The sequence below is a fragment of the Pseudomonas sp. GW460-LB5 genome (assembly GCF_059423245.1).
The window spans coordinates 72,197-91,472 of the sequence record NZ_JBWKXT010000011.1 but is presented as its reverse complement, the minus strand read 5'-3'; the positions used below and the strand labels follow the sequence as shown (position 1 = coordinate 91,472).

22 protein-coding genes and 2 pseudogenes are annotated in these 19,276 nt (G+C 58.5%); 12 read left to right on the top strand and 12 right to left on the bottom strand.

All coding sequences use genetic code 11. The features are described 5' to 3' along the window. Positions 1-91 precede the first annotated feature (91 nt). From AC07XM_RS09530 to AC07XM_RS09520, 3 genes and pseudogenes are all read left to right on the top strand, one after another. Positions 92-256 (top strand): annotated as a pseudogene (locus AC07XM_RS09530) (DUF2514 family protein); the annotation flags it as partial. 95 nt (positions 257-351) lie between these two features. After that, positions 352-1,407 (top strand): acyltransferase family protein, encoded by a 1,056-nt coding sequence (locus tag AC07XM_RS09525; RefSeq protein WP_102689040.1) that lies wholly within the window; start codon positions 352-354, stop codon positions 1,405-1,407. A 141-nt stretch (positions 1,408-1,548) separates the two neighbouring features. Then, positions 1,549-1,770: pseudogene (locus AC07XM_RS09520) on the top strand (hypothetical protein); the annotation flags it as partial. 248 nt (positions 1,771-2,018) lie between these two features. On the opposite strand, the gene AC07XM_RS09515 reads toward AC07XM_RS09520, so the two are convergent. From AC07XM_RS09515 to AC07XM_RS09495, 5 genes are all read right to left on the bottom strand, one after another. Beyond that, the gene (locus AC07XM_RS09515; protein ID WP_143499755.1) at positions 2,019-2,774 is read right to left on the bottom strand and encodes a hypothetical protein; all 756 of its coding nucleotides are present in this window, start codon (positions 2,772-2,774) and stop codon (positions 2,019-2,021) included. 330 nt (positions 2,775-3,104) lie between these two features. Further along, a complete protein-coding gene (locus AC07XM_RS09510) occupies positions 3,105-3,272 on the bottom strand; it encodes a hypothetical protein (RefSeq protein ID WP_156343155.1) in 168 nt (55 codons plus the stop codon). Positions 3,273-3,441: 169 nt separating this feature from the next. Continuing rightward, a complete protein-coding gene (locus tag AC07XM_RS09505; protein ID WP_016487643.1) occupies positions 3,442-3,678 on the bottom strand; it encodes a hypothetical protein in 237 nt (78 codons plus the stop codon). Next, positions 3,678-3,914: a hypothetical protein gene (locus AC07XM_RS09500; protein ID WP_016487642.1), complete on the bottom strand. Its 237-nt coding sequence runs from the start codon at positions 3,912-3,914 to the stop codon at positions 3,678-3,680. Before AC07XM_RS09500 ends, AC07XM_RS09505 begins: the two co-directional genes overlap by 1 nt. Before the next feature lie 187 nt (positions 3,915-4,101). Continuing rightward, positions 4,102-4,776: a polysaccharide lyase family 7 protein gene (locus AC07XM_RS09495; protein ID WP_023048808.1), complete on the bottom strand. Its 675-nt coding sequence runs from the start codon at positions 4,774-4,776 to the stop codon at positions 4,102-4,104. 239 nt (positions 4,777-5,015) lie between these two features. Here AC07XM_RS09495 and AC07XM_RS09490 point away from each other — a divergent pair, with 239 nt between their 5' ends. After that, positions 5,016-5,339: a DUF1654 domain-containing protein gene (locus AC07XM_RS09490; protein WP_102689039.1), complete on the top strand. Its 324-nt coding sequence runs from the start codon at positions 5,016-5,018 to the stop codon at positions 5,337-5,339. 38 nt (positions 5,340-5,377) lie between these two features. Here AC07XM_RS09490 and AC07XM_RS09485 read toward each other — a convergent pair whose 3' ends face one another. After that, entirely contained in the window at positions 5,378-6,202 is an 825-nt protein-coding gene (locus AC07XM_RS09485) for a S24 family peptidase (RefSeq protein WP_016487639.1), read from the bottom strand. 163 nt (positions 6,203-6,365) lie between these two features. Here AC07XM_RS09485 and AC07XM_RS09480 point away from each other — a divergent pair, with 163 nt between their 5' ends. Then, the gene (locus AC07XM_RS09480; protein WP_023048806.1) at positions 6,366-6,698 is read left to right on the top strand and encodes a chemotaxis protein; all 333 of its coding nucleotides are present in this window, start codon (positions 6,366-6,368) and stop codon (positions 6,696-6,698) included. A 119-nt stretch (positions 6,699-6,817) separates the two neighbouring features. Here AC07XM_RS09480 and AC07XM_RS09475 read toward each other — a convergent pair whose 3' ends face one another. Then, entirely contained in the window at positions 6,818-7,000 is a 183-nt protein-coding gene (locus tag AC07XM_RS09475; RefSeq protein WP_016487637.1) for a hypothetical protein, read from the bottom strand. Between the two features lie 94 nt (positions 7,001-7,094). After that, complete coding sequence (locus tag AC07XM_RS09470) at positions 7,095-7,439, bottom strand: hypothetical protein (RefSeq protein WP_016487636.1); 345 nt, start codon at positions 7,437-7,439, stop codon at positions 7,095-7,097. Between the two features lie 161 nt (positions 7,440-7,600). On the opposite strand from AC07XM_RS09470, the gene AC07XM_RS09465 reads away from it, so the two are divergent. Further along, positions 7,601-8,422, top strand: coding sequence for a shikimate 5-dehydrogenase (locus tag AC07XM_RS09465; RefSeq protein WP_016487635.1), 822 nt, complete (start codon positions 7,601-7,603; stop codon positions 8,420-8,422). A gap of 126 nt (positions 8,423-8,548) precedes the next feature. On the opposite strand, the gene AC07XM_RS09460 is transcribed toward AC07XM_RS09465, so the two are convergent. The 3 genes from AC07XM_RS09460 to AC07XM_RS09450 all read right to left on the bottom strand — a co-directional run bounded on the left by AC07XM_RS09460 (position 8,549) and on the right by AC07XM_RS09450 (position 9,998). After that, a complete protein-coding gene (locus AC07XM_RS09460) occupies positions 8,549-8,791 on the bottom strand; it encodes a hypothetical protein (RefSeq protein ID WP_016487634.1) in 243 nt (80 codons plus the stop codon). 97 nt (positions 8,792-8,888) lie between these two features. Further along, the gene (gene gloA, locus AC07XM_RS09455) at positions 8,889-9,416 is read right to left on the bottom strand and encodes a lactoylglutathione lyase (RefSeq protein ID WP_023048589.1); all 528 of its coding nucleotides are present in this window, start codon (positions 9,414-9,416) and stop codon (positions 8,889-8,891) included. Positions 9,417-9,638: 222 nt separating this feature from the next. After that, complete coding sequence (locus tag AC07XM_RS09450; RefSeq protein WP_016487632.1) at positions 9,639-9,998, bottom strand: histone-like nucleoid-structuring protein, MvaT/MvaU family; 360 nt, start codon at positions 9,996-9,998, stop codon at positions 9,639-9,641. A 359-nt stretch (positions 9,999-10,357) separates the two neighbouring features. Here AC07XM_RS09450 and AC07XM_RS09445 point away from each other — a divergent pair, with 359 nt between their 5' ends. Together AC07XM_RS09445 and cobF are read left to right on the top strand one after the other, a co-directional pair. Continuing rightward, entirely contained in the window at positions 10,358-11,647 is a 1,290-nt protein-coding gene (locus tag AC07XM_RS09445; protein ID WP_016487631.1) for an OprD family porin, read from the top strand. A 67-nt stretch (positions 11,648-11,714) separates the two neighbouring features. Continuing rightward, positions 11,715-12,464, top strand: coding sequence for a precorrin-6A synthase (deacetylating) (gene cobF / locus AC07XM_RS09440; RefSeq protein ID WP_016487630.1), 750 nt, complete (start codon positions 11,715-11,717; stop codon positions 12,462-12,464). Between the two features lie 120 nt (positions 12,465-12,584). On the opposite strand, the gene AC07XM_RS09435 is transcribed toward cobF, so the two are convergent. Continuing rightward, entirely contained in the window at positions 12,585-12,935 is a 351-nt protein-coding gene (locus AC07XM_RS09435; protein WP_016487629.1) for a response regulator, read from the bottom strand. A gap of 248 nt (positions 12,936-13,183) precedes the next feature. On the opposite strand from AC07XM_RS09435, the gene AC07XM_RS09430 reads away from it, so the two are divergent. From AC07XM_RS09430 to AC07XM_RS09415, 4 genes are read left to right on the top strand one after another with little or no spacing between them, the layout of a single operon-like run. Continuing rightward, entirely contained in the window at positions 13,184-16,651 is a 3,468-nt protein-coding gene (locus AC07XM_RS09430; RefSeq protein WP_102689038.1) for a response regulator, read from the top strand. Continuing rightward, positions 16,648-17,469 carry a CheR family methyltransferase gene (locus tag AC07XM_RS09425; RefSeq protein ID WP_016487627.1) on the top strand — a complete coding sequence of 274 codons (822 nt, stop codon included), beginning with the start codon at positions 16,648-16,650 and terminating at the stop codon, positions 17,467-17,469. The genes AC07XM_RS09430 and AC07XM_RS09425 overlap by 4 nt, the downstream gene beginning before the upstream one ends. Next, positions 17,466-18,041 carry a chemotaxis protein CheB gene (locus tag AC07XM_RS09420; RefSeq protein ID WP_016487626.1) on the top strand — a complete coding sequence of 192 codons (576 nt, stop codon included), beginning with the start codon at positions 17,466-17,468 and terminating at the stop codon, positions 18,039-18,041. Before AC07XM_RS09425 ends, AC07XM_RS09420 begins: the two co-directional genes overlap by 4 nt. Next, the gene (locus AC07XM_RS09415; protein WP_016487625.1) at positions 18,035-19,261 is read left to right on the top strand and encodes a hybrid sensor histidine kinase/response regulator; all 1,227 of its coding nucleotides are present in this window, start codon (positions 18,035-18,037) and stop codon (positions 19,259-19,261) included. Before AC07XM_RS09420 ends, AC07XM_RS09415 begins: the two co-directional genes overlap by 7 nt. Positions 19,262-19,276 lie beyond the last annotated feature (15 nt).

Sequence of the window (19,276 nt, the reverse complement as noted above, 5' to 3'; positions counted from 1 at the left end):
AGTGCCTGCCGCCGGTTTCGGGCACGGTGATGTGTGGTGATGAGCCAGAAGGCTGGAAGATGAATGGCGACTTCGTCGAGACGCGAATATCGCCGCTGTCGCCCGAGGCGAGGTAGCCACCCGCGCCGCCATTGTGCTCTCCGAGCTGCTCTCACGGGCTGATGAACGAGCGGGAGAGTTGGCGCAGGCTTATGACCGGGCACGCATAGCCGGTCATCAGTGCGAAGCGTCCTATGACGCACTCGGGCGAAAATAACCATCTGAGACTTCAGCCTCTCAAGATATTGAGAAATGCGACGTACCTGGCGATAATGGCGAATTAATCTCATACACTTGCAATGGACTGCGCGCGTGGAAAAATTCTACGGAATACAATATTTGAGAGGCATTGCAGCTGGGCTGGTTATCATCTACCATTCCATGGTGATGATTGCTGTAGCACCATACTTCGATAACCCGGTGGGTGATTTTGGTGTAGATATATTCTTTGTTATATCCGGGTTCGTAATGTGGGTAACCACAGAGGGTAAGAATAAAGGTATAAGAGAGTTCTGGGTTTCGCGGATATTGAGAGTGGCGCCGTTATACTGGGTGTTCACCTGTGTGCTTGTCGCTGCCGCGCTATTAATGCCAAGCTTGTTTTTCAACTCCCGCGCAGTCGATCCAGTATTCCTGCTTAAGTCACTGTTTTTCATTCCCGCCCTAAACCCAGATGTGGGTGATGTCACGCCTGTATACACCATTGGGTGGACCCTCACATATGAGATGTTCTTTTACGCGATATTCGGTCTCTCCTTAGTATTGCAAAACCTAAGAATGAGACTTTTGTTCTTGGCTGCAGTTATAGTTGCACTTGCTATTGTTGGGTCTGCTTTGGCTCCAGAAGGGCCATTGGGCAAAACCTACACAAGCCCGATCATCATTGAATTTCTGCTTGGCGTCTTGCTAGGGGTCACCAGGCAGCGCTGGGTGGGTATCGGTTTTTTGCCGACAAGTCTATTGGTTGGGGCTAGTAGTGTGGCGCTGGTATTAGCTGATTTCACCCTATTCACTCGGCCTTTAGTATATGGCGTCCCGGCGTTTTTCTTAGTCGCAGGATTTATCTCGATTGAGAAGTACATTCGGTCAAATATCAATAGGGTCGCTCTGTTGTTTGGGGAGGCATCTTATTCACTGTATTTGTCGCATCCAATTTCTCAACGAATCTGGTATGTGCTATTTGTAACGACGTTTGGGCAGATAACCAGCCTTGCGATGGCAGTCTGGTACGCGGTAGGCGCTGTGACTGCTGGGCTGCTAGGCGGAATTGTATGCTACCTTCTTGTAGAGAAATATCTGCTGACGCTGGCAAAAATTATTTCACGCTCGTCCCTTAAGGCCGGCACGGCTATTGAAGTGCAGCGCTAGCGTGATCACACCATTAGGCTGCTTGCTGGTTTTTTCTTTGAAGCAGCCTAATCTTGGCTCTGGAGGTTTCACGCTTGAATGGGGCTTCAACGTTGGTTACTTACCAAACCTTTCCATATCATTCCTGCTTGGAGCTTAGGCATGGATGAGCGGACTTTCATCGGGATGGTTGAGGCCGGCGAGCCGCTGATTCAGAAGGCGATCGACGCCATGCGCTGTTACCACCAGACGCAGGATCATGGCGCGCCTGCAGAGGAGATCGAGCGCCTGCGCCTGCTGGCTGAGTCGCTCTTCCAGGCGGTCTCCGATTACAAGCTCCACGTCGTGGCCAAGGCCCGGGGCAAGGATCTGCCGCCGCTCCACTCAGCTGGCTTTATCAACTCAGCTCCCTGTTTGCGTACATTCCTCACGACTGAGCCCAACCGATACCACTCGAACACGTCGGATAGCCCCTCGTCCAAAGTTGAGGGTTATTTGCTCGGCATGTGTGTTCGATGTAGTCAGGTTAGGCACGCTCCAGCAAGACTGGGAAAAGTACGCCGGATGTCGACCATGCTGTTGGAAATATTGGCTGTAAAGACCCCACCCTACGGAGGGGTGGGGCTCTACCTTTACGATAAATACAGCTTTTTAGCTGAGGCGCGCAGTTCTGGTGAGGCGGATTTAAGATATTTCTCCAAATTGAGAGGTCGTTTTGCTTCGCGCTCTTTCTGAACCTGTTCAATAATGGCGTTGCGATATTCTTGTGGGATTCCGATCAACTTAAGAGATTGATCGATTTGGAGATTGCTTGGGATGTTGCTGTAGTCAAGCAGGGACGTCTGTGCGTAATAGGCAATAGCATTTGTTGCTATATCTGAGATGCCTGAGCTTTCGAAATTGTAGGTCCACAGGCAATAGTCAATGCGTACGGGAACGTATGTTTCTTCGATGCCTTTATCTGGATCTGCTGCATGTCCATCGAGTGCGATTAAATAGAGCTTTTTGTTGCTTGATGCACCTGATGAGTTACCAATTAATGTGTCTAGTGCAGTACCTATCAAGCCGGTTAAGGCATCGCGCCATTTAGCTTCCGGACTATGTAATAGACTGTCGACAGCATTCTTGATGCCTGCCGACGGTCCAGAAGATGACATTACATGAGTCCCCTCGTCCTGCATAATGTAGAGGCCTGGAGGGATCTGGGTGGGCGATCCAGACTTAGCGTCAGACTTAGATTTGGCAATGTCGTCTTCAACGAGTCGTTTTATTTCTGAAAGTTTTGTTTGAGCGAGTACATCTAACATCTGCAAAGAAGCTTTCACTTCTTTAGCTTTTTCGTCAGCGTGATTCTCTAAAGCCCTAATAGCGTTTTGAACAATTCCCATTGTTAGCTCCTTGCTTACGTTATCCCTGGGGAGAGCTCTTGAAAAAAATCAAGAATCAAAATATCTAGCACAAAACTGGAAATCTGCCAGCTGCAGCCCGAAAGCACTTTCGAAAAATGTGGGCTAATGGGTCCTAACCTTGTGCTTGGAACGTAGCCGCCTGGTGACGAGAGGGGCTGGAAGGCCCGTAAATACGGGCCTCCGTAACTTTCTAGAACCCGCCAAAATCCAAAAAACACCTCTGGAGTATGGCTGAATTGCTGTCGAATGCCTTATGACTAAAGGGCGCAAGTTGAACGAAATTTAATCCTGCGCCGCGTGAAAGGCGTATCAGGATGCGATCAGGTAGGCCGCCAGGCCCTTGGCAATTCGCCACGGCTTCCAGATTGAAAGGTGATCGAACAGTCGGCTGTAGTTGCCCGCCAGCCCTGCAACCGCAAGGTAGACAAACCACTTTCGCAGCACCCTGGAGAACTTTCTTTTGATGAGTCGCAACAATCGGCACACCTTGAACCATGGCCCTGTCGCAAAAACGAAAAAGCCCAACATGGTGTTGGGCCTCAGCGCCACTCCTCAACGCAGGAATGACAGGAGGGGGAAATTTACGGCACGGCCATATGATACCGCAAGCCTTTTAGAGCCCCTGTTTCATGGGCGGGGCTGCTCTCTAGCCTTCGGGAAGCGTAATGCCGCACACGAACTCACTCGAGCCAAGGCGATGTGAACCGTACTCCACAACATAACCAGCGCCGAGGCGCGCTGCCTCCACCTGGGCTGTCTTCTGGTCGGCATAGACGTCGACAAAATGCCATGGATGCTTGTCCCGAAGCACACCCCAGCCGAGCACCCAGCCCTCCTTGTCGGGGTCTGGAGGCAGGTTTTTCGCCAGGCTGCGTATAACCATCAATCTGCTCGCAATATGGGGAACTGCTCTGCGGGATTGCGTGACTCGGCGTTCATCAACCCGCACGCAGTCGCAGCCTCGGATTTGTTGATATAGCCGCGCTTGAGTCGTTGTTTCTCCTGGTTGTCATAGATATCGAAGCCGCCCGAAGCGGTCGCGGCGTAGAACCGGTTGCCGATGCGGAAGGATTCACCTTCCACTGGCACAGCAGGAACGATAACGAATCTTGGTTGCATGTTTCGCGCCTCCCCAGGCAGAGAGGTAATTATTAGTCTGAGAGCGGGCAGGCAACAATATGACTCATCGAGACTAATCACTGGCGTGGCGTGTCACGCGCGTCAACCATGCGCTTTTGGTCAGTTGGCATCCCGATGCAATCTGTGATGGGGCGGGGCATCGGGATGCTTTGCCGGCTAATGTCGCTCAGCGATGAATCAGCGAGAGTTCGCTGATGATGCAGACCGAGCCGTCGTCGGCCGGTGTTGCGTCGGTATAGTCAACCTGGTTGTAGATGCCGCCGTGGAACTCGAACAGCTGCGAAGACCAGGTGCTGTCGAGCTGTAGATCGCCGGACGTGCCGGATACCCCGTTGCATTTGGCTGTTACATTGACCACGCCTGCAGACGTGGTGTGGAGGCTCACGTCGAACCTGCCACCCAGCGGCACACCTTTGAGTACTGTCGAGTTTACCGGGTCGGTCTGGTTGTAGGTCCGCCGAAACCCCAGAGTAATGTTGCCTTTGTTCCAGAACACCTTCACCGGCGGGCTGTCATCCCCGCGCACGTGCATCTGGGCGATCACCACCTTTTGCGCCGCGTTGACCTTGGTCAGCGTCATGGTCTGGCGATTCCAGTGGTCCTGGGCGCTTCCCAGTGTCCAGTCTTCTGTTTCTGTCCATTCGCAGCGGGTCCTGTGGGTACTTTTGCTCGAAGCGCCCTTGGTGGGGGCTGAAAGCTGGATTGACCCATCGCTGAGGACCTTCACCACACTCGGGAACCGGGCGATCGCTTCAGCACCGCTGAGTTCGAGTGCTACAGGGTTGCTTGGGGAGACCGCCACCGGGGTGGCGATGGTGAGATCGTTGATGTCTACGGTCATGGTAACTCCTGACGAAAAGGGCCTGAATGACGAAGCGTTCCAGCAGCTTTGCGGTGGCTGGCGCAACGAAATTAGCCTTGGGCTAAATTCAAGTCAATAGCCATTGGCTAAATAAATTTCGCTATAGGCAAAATTGCCTGGAGGCGAAATTTTCCGGTGGCAGGGGTTTACGGTGGATTTGGCGGTGAGATAAGCTTTCCCTGAATACTGTACAAACATACAGATATCAGGATGAGAATATGTTCAAGCACGTGAACGCAGTCCCCCGGCAGTGCCAGGGAATGACCGGAGTAGAGCGGCTTAGCCTGCGGGTGTCGTCGATGATCAACCACCCGCTGGCGCAGACGCAGCGCTGGGTGGTTGTGCACCGGCTGGATACCGACGGTGATGCGGAATGGGACGAGGTGATGGGCCTGCTGCTGGAGACGCCCGAGTTGAACCTTACCTTCACCGATGACCAGAGCGTGACGGTGCGCTGGGCGCGCACCAGCGTGCAAGCACGTGACGACTTCAGCGTCGAGCAGTACAACGAGGAGGTGATGGAGGAGGCGCCGCCATTTTGAGCCTCAGCAAACGCCCGCCTTAAGAGGCGGGCTTCGTTTTACACAAGGTGGGCATTCCACACCAGTAGGACCCTGGCCTGGATGTAGGTCTCTTCTCGGCGGATCATGCGGTCCTTGTGCCGCGAATTGTCGGAGATCATCTCGAAATGGTCCTCATCAGCAATCTGCAGTCGCTTGATGTAAATATGGTCGCCCCAGGAGAAAAAGTAGATGCCATCGCCGACGAACTCGCGGATGCTGACATCGACGATCAGCGGGTCGCGGTGCTTGATGGTCGGCTCCATCGACTGGCCCCAGCCCGTTACCATCTTCAGGTGATGGTGCTCCGTGAACGTCACACCCAGTTCGCGCAGATGGCTGGGGCTGACGCGGACGTCTGTGAACATCTCGGGGTAGTCGTGAGGGATCTGGCCACCGCCCATGGCAGCCCGCACATCGTAGTGAGCAATCCACACTTCGTCGCCGACCAAGCCAGGGCGAACACGGTCAGCCTTTAGCAGCGTGGCATTCTGCGGTTCTTCTGCAGCGGCCAGCAACCTTTGGCGGGTTTCTTCAGGGATGCCTCTGCCGCTTCTGGCAAGCATCTGCTTGACCAGGTCGGCTGCCGAAAGTTTACCGTCGCCGGCTTCGACCGAAGGCTGCCCAGGGTCGCCTGCCGACAGTGCGTCGAACCAACCCCGAGGCAAACCTTCGATGCCCTCGATTCGGCGGGCCACGTCATCGCCCAGGTTTTTCACGGTCTTGTCGGAAAGGATCTGGCTGAGGTGTGCAGGCGCCATCCCCCAGCGTTCTGCGCAGGATCCCTTTCTCTGGCTGCCGATGAGCTTGACCAGGTTGTGCTTGCGAATGTCGTAGATGTCCATAGGGCGAAGCATGCCAGTGTTTAGCTTGCTGCTAAATGTGCGCATAGCTAAATTTCTCTTGTGGCAAAGTTAGCTGTAGGCTAAATTAAATTCACCAGCAAGGGAAGCCAGCGAGACATTTTTCTCCGGGGCTCATGGCATCATCATCTGTAATGAGGTTCACATGGATCCGACCGACTTCGGCCCGGGCACAGTCACTTGGCTGAGCGGCACGGGCACTGTGTTACTGGGTGCAGGTCTGTGGCTGCGCAAGTGGTTATCCAGGGATGCAACCGAGCGTGCGATGGACAGTGCAGATATTGCAGTCATCCGCCGACTGACCGACCTGCTGGACATTGAGCGCGATGCCCGCAGAGAGGCAGAGGCCAAAGCCGACCAGTTCGCCAGGGAACGCAACGAGCTGGTGATAAGCGTCGGCCGGCTACAGGGCAAAGTCCTGGCACTGACCAGCCAGTTGGCTATGGCTACAAAAAACACTGGCCCGAAAAAACTGTAGGAGCGAGCTTGCTCGCGATGCGCCCCCCACACAGTAACGGCCAGGCGTTTCGGCAAAAAAAAGCCCGCCAGATCGGCGGGCCATAAAGGGCGTAGGGAGCAACGCACAACAAATTCGGGTCAGGCGACCAGGGTGCCTGGTTGCAACTGTTCAACCAAGGCCTGCGCCGCAGCAAGGGTCGGCATCGGGCCGCTTACGGCTTCGCCGTTGCGCACCAGGTACCAGCATGCCAGCCGGCCCTGTTCACGCAGTGAAGTGGGAACGGCGCTGCCGACAACGGACATGATCTGGATAGTGGCCATGTGGACCTCCTGTGAAACATGGCCCTACCATACGCAGCAGCCTGGGCACTTTGAAATCAACTTCCTCGATAGTGGTCATTAGTTCTATCAACCATTACCAGCGTGGCGGTCCGTAATACACCGGTGGCGGGCCGTAGTAGGTGCGGTAGCCCGGGGGCGGTGGTGCCGGTGCGTAGTACGGCTGGTAGTACACCGGTTGCGGCGGCGGTTGCACGTACACCGGCGGCGGCCCGTAATAGACCGGCTGGCGTTCAACGTACACAGTACGGTCACGCCCGCCATAAACCGTTGCCCCGACCACGGCGCCGACCACTGCCGCACCCAGGACCGGGCCCGGTCCATACCAGCCACCGCCGCCATGGCCACCGTGAGCAGCAGCGGGCCCGCTGATGGCCAAGGCACCGACCAGCAGGGCGATTCCGGGAATGTGACGGATCATGGAGCACCTCGCAGAGAAAGCCCACGTTCGGGGGCCTTGATAATATGACTCCAGTCTCTGTCAGCTGAGCACAGGGGAACGGTAAAGGTTGTGTAAGGGACGACCAGTGGTCGCCTCTGTTACGCTGCACAAACGTTTCAGTTCTGACACAGGAGCAGGTTATGTCGACAACTCCCAGTAGGGATACCGTGCTGTGCATCTCCTTGGCCGGCCGCCCCGGCACCTTTGGCGTGCGTTTTCACAACCACCTGTACCAGCAGCTGGGCCTGGACTTTTACTACAAGGCCATGCGCACCGATGACCTGCCGGCGGCGGTGGCGGGTATCCGCGCCTTGGGTATCCGCGGCTGCGGCGTGTCCATGCCGTACAAGGAGGCCTGTATGGCGCTGGTCGATGAAATCGACCCGTCGGCGGCGGCCATCGAGTCGGTCAATACCTTGGTCAATACCGGTGGCCACCTGAAGGCCTACAACACCGATTACCTGGCCGTGCGCCAATTGCTGGCGCAGCATCAGGTCGATCCGGGCACCGCCTTTGCCCTGCGTGGCAGTGGTGGCATGGCCAAGGCCGTGGCCAGCGCCCTGCGTGATGCAGGCTTTGCCGAAGGCATCATCGTTGCGCGCAACGAGCAGGCCGGTCGGCAACTGGCAGATGTGTGTGGTTATCGCTGGCTGGCTGAGTTGGGCGACATCTGCCCGCCGATGCTGGTGAACGTGACGCCGATCGGTATGGCTGGCGGGCCGGAGGCAGAGGTGCTGGCGTTTTCTGAGCATGCCATAGCGGCGGCCGAGCGGGTGTTCGATGTGGTGGCGATGCCGGCGCAGACGCCGTTGATTCGCCGGGCGCAGGCGTTGGGCAAGCCGGTGATTACCGGGCTGGAGGTCATTGCGCTGCAAGCGCTGGAGCAGTTTGTGCTGTACACGGGTATCAGGCCGACGCGGGCGCAGGTGGATGCCGCAGTGGCTTACGCCCGGGAGGGCTAGTTACTCCTGTGCTGGCCCCTTCGCGGCTAAAGCCGCTCCCACAGGTACAGCAAAGCATCTGAAATCTGTGGATTACCTGTGGGAGCGGCTTTAGCCGCGAAGGGGCCAGTACAAACCTTGGAAGGGTCAGAACACCTTGTGCCCGTCATCCAGCTGCTGGTCGACCAGTGCGCGGCCGTGGGCCAGCGACACATGCTGCGCGTTCTCCAGGTCGGAGAAAAACTTCATCGGCATCGACATGCGCTTGCTGGTGTGCCCGTCGGGCGCGGTAATCAGGCAGCCGGCGGCGTAGGGCAGGGGGGAGTCGGGGTGGGGCATCACGCTGGCGGTGATGGTGTGCTCGCGGTATTCACAGTGAAGAGATTGCATCGTCCTTACCTCGCTGTGGCATGTGAAGCCGTTACCTTCATATACCACAGCAAGGGGCCGGGAGTTCCCGGCCCGACGAGCGAACAGCGATGAATGCTTAGCCTTTGAGCTCGGTCGGCTGGATCACTTCTACCCAGTAACCGTCCGGGTCCTTGACGAAGGCCAGGTGGTTCATGCGCCCGTCCTGCAGGCGTTTCTGGAACGGCACATCCAGTGCTTCAAAGCGCGCACAGGCGGCGCGCACGTCCGGCACCGAAATGCAGATGTGGCCAAACCCGCGCGGGTCGGTATTGCCGTTGTGGTAGGCAAACTCAGCATCGTTTTCGGTGCCGTGGTTGTGGGTCAGCTCCAGTACGCCAGGGATCGACTTCATCCACTGGTGGCGTGCAGCGTCATCAGCGGGAATCTGCGCCGGGTCGACCAGGGCAAGGAAGTACAGGCTGAAGGCGGCTTCAGGGAAGTCACGCTTGTCCACCACGCGGAAACCCAGTACCCGGGTGTAGAAGTCTAGCGACTTCTCGATATCCTTGACGCGCAACATGGTGTGGTTGAAGACGAAGTGGGCGGTAGCGGCATCCGGTTGGGCGGTGACGCCAGGCAGGGTGTGCAGATCGTGCAGGCTCATGGGAACTCCTGAGACGGGGCCGGGCGCAGGGCACCGGCAAAACAGACAGGCTGGCCATGATACGGAAGTGCGCCGATTGCGCAAATGAAAGCGCCCTGCACGGGGCAGGGCGCTGGAATTAGAGGCCCGCATGTGCGGGCGCGTGGGGTCGCTAGTCCTTTAGCTGTCTCGATATTGAGCCAGCCCTTGTGAAAAAAGTGTGAAGTGTGCGTTGACGTTTCATCAGCGTACCCAACTTTCCACCGTGGCGCCCCCATACTGTTCTTTCCAGGCCTTGAGGCCGCGGTGGTTGCCGCCCTTGGTCTCGATCCGCTCGCCGGTGTGCGGGTTTTGATAAACCTTTACCACGCGTGGGCGGCGCTGTTGCTTGGGCGCTGGGCCGCTAGTCTTGGCTACCGCCTTGGGATCGAGGATGGCGATGATATCGCGCAGGCTCTTGTCATAGCTTTTCATCAGGCCGACTAGTTTCTGCTCGAATTCGATTTCGCGTTTGAGGCCGGCATCCTTTTTCAATGCCTCCAGTTGCGCCATCTGCTCCTGGAGCGCTTTTTCGGCAGCACGAAACTCTGCAAGTCTGGACACTGTAATCACTCCTGTACGTCGGTGGTGGCAGGGCGTGACGAACATTAAAACTACATAAAACGCCAGCCACGCAGGTGGGGTCTGCTGTTCGCTGATAGTGAGTGTAGACATTCATCGGGACTGGGTAAACAGCAAACTTTTGTAAGTAAGGCGGGAACTTTCCTAGTTTTGCGCGCGGTATTTCACGGTTTTTTTGCCGTTCCCCAGCGGTTCGTCTAGACCATGGTCCAATGGCGCGCGCCAGCGCCGTTGCGCGATCATTTCAGATGATGGCCGTTGATTGTTCGGCCTTGTCGCAGTGCCGTGGCCAGTTCGTGCCGCAGTGTGTGTCCCGCCTTTGATTCTGGATGTGTCTTCGCATGTTTGCCCCTTTCCCCCTCGCCCCTGGGCGCCGTGTTGCCGGCCTGTTCCTCTTGTGTGCCGGCGTCAACGCCCAGGCCACCGGATTTCTTGAAGACAGCAGTGCCAAGGTCGAAGCACGCAATGTTTATTTCAACCGGGATTTTCGTGATGGCCAAAGCGGTTCCAGCCAAGGCGCTTCCAAGCGGGAAGAATGGGCGCAAGGTTTCATCCTTAATGTGCAGTCGGGTTATACCCAAGGGCCGGTCGGTTTTGGCGTAGATGCGCTGGGCATGTTCGGCTTCAAACTGGACTCGAGTCCGGCAGACAGTAACAGTGGCCTGCTTCCTTCTTCCGGTCATGACCCGCGGCACTCGGTTGACCAATATGCAAAGATGGGGCTGGCGGCCAAGGTCAAGGTGTCCAAGAGCGTGCTCAAATACGGCTCGATGATGCCTGATGTGCCATTGCTCAAATACAACGACGGCCGCTTGCTGCCCACCCTGTTCCATGGCGCCATGCTCACTTCTGAAGAAGTGCGCGACTTGAAGTTCACCCTGGCCCGCCTGGACAAATACACCGCGCGGGATTCCACTGACCGCCAGGACATCCGCGTGCACTGCAAGAACAAGCGCTATGCCTGCGATATCGAAGCTGACCACTTTGACCTGGCCGGTGTCGACTACCGCTTCAACGAGCGAATCAGCGCCCAGTACCAGGTGGCCAAGCTGGAAAATATTTACCGCCAGCACTTCCTCGGCCTGGTGGCCAGCCAGCCGTTGGCGTTGGGCAGCCTGTCGGCCGACCTGCGCCTGATCAAGAGTGATGACATTGGCAATGCCCGCGCCGGTGCAATCGACCATCGCGCCTTCAGCGGCATGCTCGGCTACAGCCTGGGTGGCCACAAGATCAGTGCCGGCTGGCAGCGGATGTATGGCGACAGCGCCATGCCGTACCTGGATGGCAGCAACCCGTATCTGGTCAACTATGCTCAGGTCAACGATTTCGCCGCCGCTCAGGAGCGTTCCTGGCAGGTGCGTTATGACTATGACTTCAAGGCGCTGGGTGTGCCCGGCCTGACCTTCTTCACCCGCTACATCAATGGCGACAATATCAAGGTGCCGGGCAGCAGGGCCGAAGGCAAGGAATGGGAACGCGACACCGAGTTCAAGTACCAGGTGCAAAGTGGCACTTTCAAGGATGTCAGCGTGCGCCTGCGTAATTCCACTTACCGTAGCAATTATGAAAAGTGGGCGCGTGACATGGATGAAACACGGGTGATTGTCAGCTACAACTTCTCGGTTTTCTAAGCGGGCGTTTTGCCAAATACTGGTAGCCGCCTGACAATGGCGGCTGGTTCCCGCAAAGGGCAAAGCAATGAAAGACCTGTTGTTGATCGGGATCGGTGCGGGTGACCCGCGCCAGGTCACTTATGAAGCAGTCGATGCACTGCGCCGCGCCTGCGTGTTTTTCGTGCTCGACAAGGGCAGCGACAAGGATGAGCTGGTACGCCTGCGCAAGGCCATTGTGCAGCGCTACCGCCCCGAGGGTGGCTATCGCCTGGTGCAGGTCGCCGACCCCCTGCGCGATGGCCAGGCAGATGACTACCTGGGGGCGGTGCAGGACTGGCACCGGCAGCGTGCTGCGCTGTATGCCCAGCTGATCGAGCAGGAGATTGGCGACGGGGAAACCGGCGCCTTTCTGCTGTGGGGCGAGCCGACCCTTTACGACAGTACCCTGCGGATTCTCGATCTGGTCCGCGAGCGCGGCGTGGCGCTGCGCTTGCAGATCATTCCAGGCATCAGCAGTGTACAGGCGCTGGCGGCGCGTCATCAGGTGCCCCTCAACCGCATCGGCGAGCCGCTGACCGTGCTGCCAGGGCGGCGCCTGGCCGGGCATGGGCCCATCGACAACGTGGTGGTGATGCTCGATGGGCAGTGCGCGTTTGCTCAGCTCGATGATCCGGGGTTGGTGATCTACTGGGGCGCTTGCCTGGGTACCGAGGATGAAGTGCTGATTGCCGGGCCGTTGCAGGAGGTGAAGGCGCGGATACTGGAAGTGCGTGAACAGGAGAGGCGGCGTAAGGGGTGGATCATGGATACTTATTTGTTGCGCAGGGAGCTGTGAGTTGTGTGCCCTGTGCCGGCCTCTTCGCGGGTCAACCCGCTCCCACAAAACCGTCACAGCGTTCGAAACCCTGCGGTCTTTGTGCGAGTGGGCAAGCCCGCGAAGCAGGCGACACCAATTTCACGGGTGACCCAGAATGGCCACCACCTTGTCCCGCAACTGGTCGATGCTGAACGGCTTGCCGATCAGGTGCATGCCCTCGGGCACATTGATGCTGTCGGCATAACCACTGGCGAACAGCACGGGCAGCAGTGGCCGCAACTCGCGCGCTTTGCCTGCCAGCACATCGCCACGCATGTCCGGCAAACCCACATCGGTCATCATCAGTTCCAGCGGCTGGCTTGGGTTTGCGAGCACCTGCAGGGCGGCTTCGCCGTCTTCAGCCTCAATGACCGTGTAGCCCAACTCGTCGAGCACTTCGACCATCAGCATGCGTACGATGTCGTCGTCTTCGACTACAAGAAGATGCATGGTTCGGATCCTGTACAAATGAATGTCTTTTATCTGTGCGCCAAGTGACAACAGAAGTTCCCGAGGATACCGATCCCTGCAATCAGATGGAACGATTGGCGCACACCGCCTTCAAATACTGGCTAAATGCCCTGCCAGACCCGTCAAAGCTGGTTAGACTCGCTTATCAGGACGGCGCAGTGGCAGATAACAACAACGGTTGATCCGCCACTCTTTCCAATGGACTTTTTTTGCTCGGGCGTTTTCTCATGATTCAAGCAGCCTCGATAGACCAGCGAAGCTTTCGCAAGCTGTTGAGCCGCAACATCGGCCTCCCCCTGGGGGTGGGCCTGCTGGGGGCCGTAGCCTTCGTTGCGGTGATCAACTACCTGCTTTCGGCCATGCAGTGGGTCGAACACACCGATCGGGTCATCGGCAATGCCAACGAAGCGGTCAAGCTGTCGATCGACATGGAAACCGGCATGCGCGGTTTCCTGATCACCGGTGACGAGCGTTTCCTTGACCCCTACGAGGTGGCCAAGCCACGTATTCTCGGCAGCCTGCAAAGCCTGCGGGGCATGGTGGAGGACAACCCGCAGCAGGTCGACCGTATCGACCGGTTGATTGCTTTGCAGCAGGCCTGGAACGACTTCGGCAACGAGATGATTAACCTGCGCCGTAGCCAGGGCGATTACCAGGCCTCGATCGGCAACGGCCGGGGCAAGCGCATCACCGATGAAATCCGCAAGGAATTCGATGGCCTGATCAGCACCGAACAGCAACTGCGCATGGCCCGTAACGAAAAGGTCAGCTCTGTCACTGTGACGGCGATCTCGGCCTTCGTGCTGTTCATCGTCGGCCTCAGCGCCTTGCTGGCTTACCTGGGCCGTCGAGACCTGGTGGCGCTGTCGACCAGCTATGATGAGAACCTTCAGGCCCAGCAACGCTCGGCTCAGCGCCTGGAGCAGCAGGCTTGGTTGCGCAACGGCCAGACCCAGCTGGCTCAGCAGGTGCTCGGGCAACTGACCTTGCCCATGCTTGGTGACAACATCCTGCGCTTCTTTGCTTCTTATCTGGGCAGTGTAGTGGGCGCCGTGTATGTGCGCGATGAGCATGGCCGCCTGGTCCGGGTGGCCTGTTATGGCCTGGGCGCCGAAGAGCAGGCGCGCGAGCAGATCAGGCTGGACCACGACGGCCTGTTGGCTCAGGCCGTGCGTGAAGGCCGCCTGTTGCGCCTGGACAACCTGCCGGAAGACTTCTATCGCCTCAGTTCCGGCCTGGGCAACGGCTTGCCGCGCAGTGCGCTGCTGATGCCGGCCACCGAGGACGGTCAGATCAACGGGGTGATCGAGCTGGGCTTCCTGCGCCCCCTGCAGGAGCGCGATGAAGAGCTGCTGGAACGGGTCGGCGGCAACCTGGGCATGTCGATCGAGAGTGCCCGTTATCGTCAGCGGCTGCAGGAAGTGCTGGCCGAAACCCAGCAGCTGAATGAAGAGCTGCAGGTGCAGCAGGAAGAGCTCAAGACTGCCAACGAAGAGCTCGAAGAGCAGTCACGGGTGCTCAAGGAGTCCCAGGCCCACCTGGAGACCCAACAGGCTGAGCTTGAGCAGACCAACGAGCAGTTGTCGGAACGCACCGATGCGCTGGACCGCAAGAACGAAGAGCTGGGCCGGGCACAGCTGGAGCTGCAGGCCCGCGCCGACGACTTGCAGCGATCGAGCAAGTACAAGTCCGAATTCCTCGCCAACATGTCCCATGAGCTGCGCACGCCGCTCAACAGCTCGTTGATCCTGGCCAAACTGCTGGCAGAAAACGGTGAGGGCAACCTCAGCGAGGAGCAAGTCAAGTTCGCCGAATCCATCTACTCGGCAGGCAACGACCTGCTCAACCTGATCAACGACATTCTCGACATTGCCAAGGTTGAGGCCGGCAAGCTTGAAGTGCGCCCCGAGACCACCCAGGTCGAGCGCCTGGCCGAAGGCTTGCGCGGCATGTTCCAGCCGCTTGCCGGCCACAAAGGCCTGGCCTTCGACGTCAAGATCGAGCCGCAGGTGCCGGCCACGCTGTTCACGGATCGTCAGCGCCTGGAGCAGATCCTCAAGAATCTGCTGTCCAACGCCATCAAGTTCACTGAGCGTGGCCAGGTCAGCATGAACGTCAGCTACCAGCCTGGCAGCGGTATTGTGTTCGCCGTGCGTGACAGCGGTATCGGTATTGCTGCCGATCAGCACCAGGCGATCTTTGGCGCCTTCCACCAGGTCGATGGCACCAGCAACCGCCGCTATGGTGGCACTGGCCTGGGTCTGTCGATCTCCCGGGACCTGGCGCATCTGCTCGGTGGCCAGATCAATGTCGAGAGCAGCCCAGGCCAAGGCAGTGTGTTCAGCCTGATTTTGCCGGAACGCTATGCCGCCGATGCCGAAGACATCGAGCCGCAAAGCCTGCGCCCCGCCGTCGACGCGTTGCCGCCAGCACCGCAAGTGCCGGTGGCCGCTGCCGCCATGCGCCTGGTACCGACCTTTGCCGACGACCGCGAGCATGCCCCCTTCGATTCCCGTTGCATTCTGGTGATCGAAGACGAGCCAAACTTTGCCCGCATTCTGTTCGACCTTGCGCACGAACTGGGCTACAGCTGCCTGGTGGCCCATGGCGCCGACGAAGGCTTCGAGCTGGCGGCCCAATACATACCGGATGCGATCTTGCTGGACATGCGCCTGCCCGACCACTCGGGGCTGACCGTGCTGCAGCGGCTCAAGGAGCAGGCCGGCACCCGCCATATCCCGGTGCACATCATTTCGGTGGAAGACCGCGTCGAGGCAGCCATGCACATGGGGGCGGTGGGGTATGCGGTAAAACCCACCAGTCGTGAGGAGCTCAAGGAAGTTTTCGCGCGCCTGGAAGCCAAGCTGACGCAAAAGCTCAAGCATATCCTGCTGGTGGAGGACGACGACCTGCAGCGCGAGAGCATCGCCCGGCTGATTGGCGACGACGACGTCGAGATCACTGCCGTGGCCATGGCTCAGGATGCCTTGGCGCTGTTGCGCGAGAACATCTACGACTGCATGATCATCGACCTCAAGCTGCCGGACATGCTCGGCAACGAGCTGCTCAAGCGCATGACCGCCGAGGATATCCGTTCCTTCCCACCGGTGATCGTGTACACCGGGCGCAACCTGACCCGCGAAGAAGAAGCCGATCTACTCAAGTACTCGCGGTCGATCATCATCAAGGGCGCGCGTTCGCCGGAGCGCCTGCTCGATGAAGTGACGTTGTTCCTGCACAAGGTAGAATCGCAGCTGTCCAACGAACGCCAGCGCATGCTCAAGACCGCCCGCAGCCGCGACAAGGTGTTCGAGGGGCGCAAGGTGCTGCTGGTGGACGACGATGTGCGTAATATCTTTGCCCTGACCAGTGCCCTGGAGCACAAGGGCGCCATCGTCGAGATTGGCCGTAACGGCCGCGAGGCCATCGAGCGCCTGGAGCAGCATGATGACATCGACCTGGTGCTGATGGACGTGATGATGCCTGAAATGGACGGCTTCGAGGCCACCCGGTTGATCCGCCAGCAAGCGCGCTGGCGCAAACTGCCGATCATCGCCGTGACCGCCAAGGCCATGAAGGATGACCAGCAGCGTTGCCTGCAGGCCGGCGCCAATGATTACCTGGCCAAACCGATTGACCTGGACCGTTTGTTCTCGTTGATTCGTGTATGGCTGCCGCAACTGGAGCGAATTTGACTAGCGAACGTAACACCGACATCGAAATCCGCTTGCTGATCGAGGCCATCTATCTCAAGTACAGCTACGATTTCCGCAACTATTCCGGCGCCTCGATCAAGCGCCGGATCCTGCATGCGCTGCGCCAGTTTGATTGCCTCACGGTGTCGGCGCTGCAGGAGCGCGTGCTGCACGACCCCGGCATGTTCATGCAGTTGCTGCAGTACCTGACGATCCCCGTCAGCGAGATGTTCCGCGACCCTGACCACTTCCTTGCCGTGCGCAACGAAGTGGTGCCGCTGCTGCGTACCTGGCCTTCGATCAAGGTATGGATCGCGGGCTGCAGCACGGGGGAGGAGGTGTATTCCATGGCCATCCTGTTGCGTGAGGAAGGGCTGCTTGAGCGCACCATCATCTACGCCACCGACATCAACCCGCATTCGCTGGACAGGGCCAAGCAGGGGATCTACTCGATGCAAAGCATGCGCGAGTACGAAGAAAACTACCGGCTGGCCGGCGGCCGTCGTGACTTTAGCGAGTACTACACAGCGGCCTATGGCAACGCCATCATGGACAGCAGCCTGCGCGATAACGTGACCTTCGCCGACCACAGCCTGGCCACCGACAGCGTGTTCTCCGAGACCCAACTGGTGTCGTGCCGCAATGTGCTGATCTACTTCAACAAAGAGCTGCAGGACCGCGCCCTCGGGCTGTTCCATGAGTCGCTCTGCCATCGGGGTTTCCTGGTGCTGGGCAGCAAGGAGTCGGTGGATTTTTCGGCCTACAGCGATCGTTTCGAGCCGCTGGTCAAGCCCGAACGGATCTTCCGTAAATCATGAACGGCGTACGCGCAGTGGTGATCGGCGCCTCGGCGGGCGGTGTGGCGGCATTGTTCGAGGTGCTTGGCGCGTTGCCGCCAGCGTTCGCCATACCTGTGCTTTGCGTGCTGCACCTGCCGGACGACCGCCACAGCCAACTGGCCGAAGTGCTGCAGCGTCGCTTGCATCGCCCGGTATGCGAGGCCGCTGACAAGGCGCAGATCAGCAGCGGGCGGATCTACGTGGCGGGGCCGGGTTACCACCTGTCGGTGGAGCACGACCTCACGCTGTCGCTGAGCCAGGAAGACCCCGTGCATTTCTCCCGTCCAGCGATCGATTTCCTGTTCATCTCGGCGGCCGATGCCTATGGCGAGGGCCTGCTTGGCGTGCTGCTCACCGGTGCCAACGAAGACGGCGCCAGAGGGCTTTCCTATATCAAGAACAACGGGGGCCGCACGATCGTCCAGGACCCTCGCGACGCACAGGTCTCCCTGATGCCGGAGGCCGCCCTGGCCCTGCATCAGCCCGACCATATCCTTACTCTGAGTGGTATCGGGCAGCTGCTCGCGACCTTGGAATACAGCGCATGCTAAGCCACACCATCGCCAAACTGCTGATCGTCGACGACCTGCCGGAAAACCTTCTGGCGCTCGATGCCCTTATCCAGGGCGAAGACCGCGAAGTGCACCAGGCCCAGTCTGCCGAAGCTGCGTTGTCGTTGCTGCTTGAGCACGAGTTCGCGCTGGCCATCCTCGATGTGCAGATGCCGGGCATGAACGGTTTCGAACTTGCCGAGCTGATGCGCGGCACCGACAAGACCAAGAATATCCCGATCGTTTTCGTCAGCGCGGCGGGCCGCGAGATGAATTATGCCTTCAAAGGCTACGAGAGCGGGGCCGTGGACTTTCTGCACAAACCGCTCGACACCCTGGCAGTGAAAAGCAAAGTCTCGGTGTTTGTTGACCTGTTCCGCCAGCGCAAGGTGCTTGGCCGGCAATTGGAAGCCCTGGAGCACAGCCGCCAGGAGCAGGAACTGCTGCTCAGCCAGTTACAGGTGGCGCGAGGTGAGCTTGAGCATGCAGTGCGCATGCGTGACGACTTCATGTCGATCGTCTCACATGAGGTGCGCACACCGCTCAATGGCCTGATCCTGGAAACCCAGTTGCGCAAGATGCACCTGGCACGGGGCAACCTGGAAGCCTTCAGCGCCGACAAGCTGCAAGCCATGGTCGAACGCGACGAGCGGCAGATCAACAGTCTGATCCGGTTGGTCGAGGACATGCTTGATGTGTCACGCATCCGCACCGGTAAATTGTCGCTACGCCCCAGGCTGTTCGATCTCGGTCAACTGGTGCGTGGGTTGGTGGAAAACTTCACCGCGCAAGCCATGGCGCTGGACACCCACATCGAACTGCAGCGCTGTGAAGCATTGAAGGGTGAGTGGGACGAATTCCGGATTGAACAAGTAGTGGCCAACCTGTTGTCCAATGCAATGCGTTACGGCGAGCGCAAGCCGGTGGAGGTACGGGTGTTCGAGCAAGCGGGGATGGCCTGGGTGCAGGTTCAGGATCACGGCATTGGGATAAGCGCGGCCAACCAGCAGCGCATTTTCCAGCAGTTCGAACGGGTCGCTGCCCTGCAAGCCAGCGGGGGCTTGGGGCTGGGGTTGTACATATCCGAGCAGATCGTGCAAGCGCATGGTGGACGGATACACGTTGAAAGCGAGGAAGGCAAGGGCGCCACATTCACCCTGCAATTGCCGCTGGCAACATTCAAAGAACAAAACGACCAGGCGCGGGCAACCTCTGCGTAAGCTTGGGGTCTGATG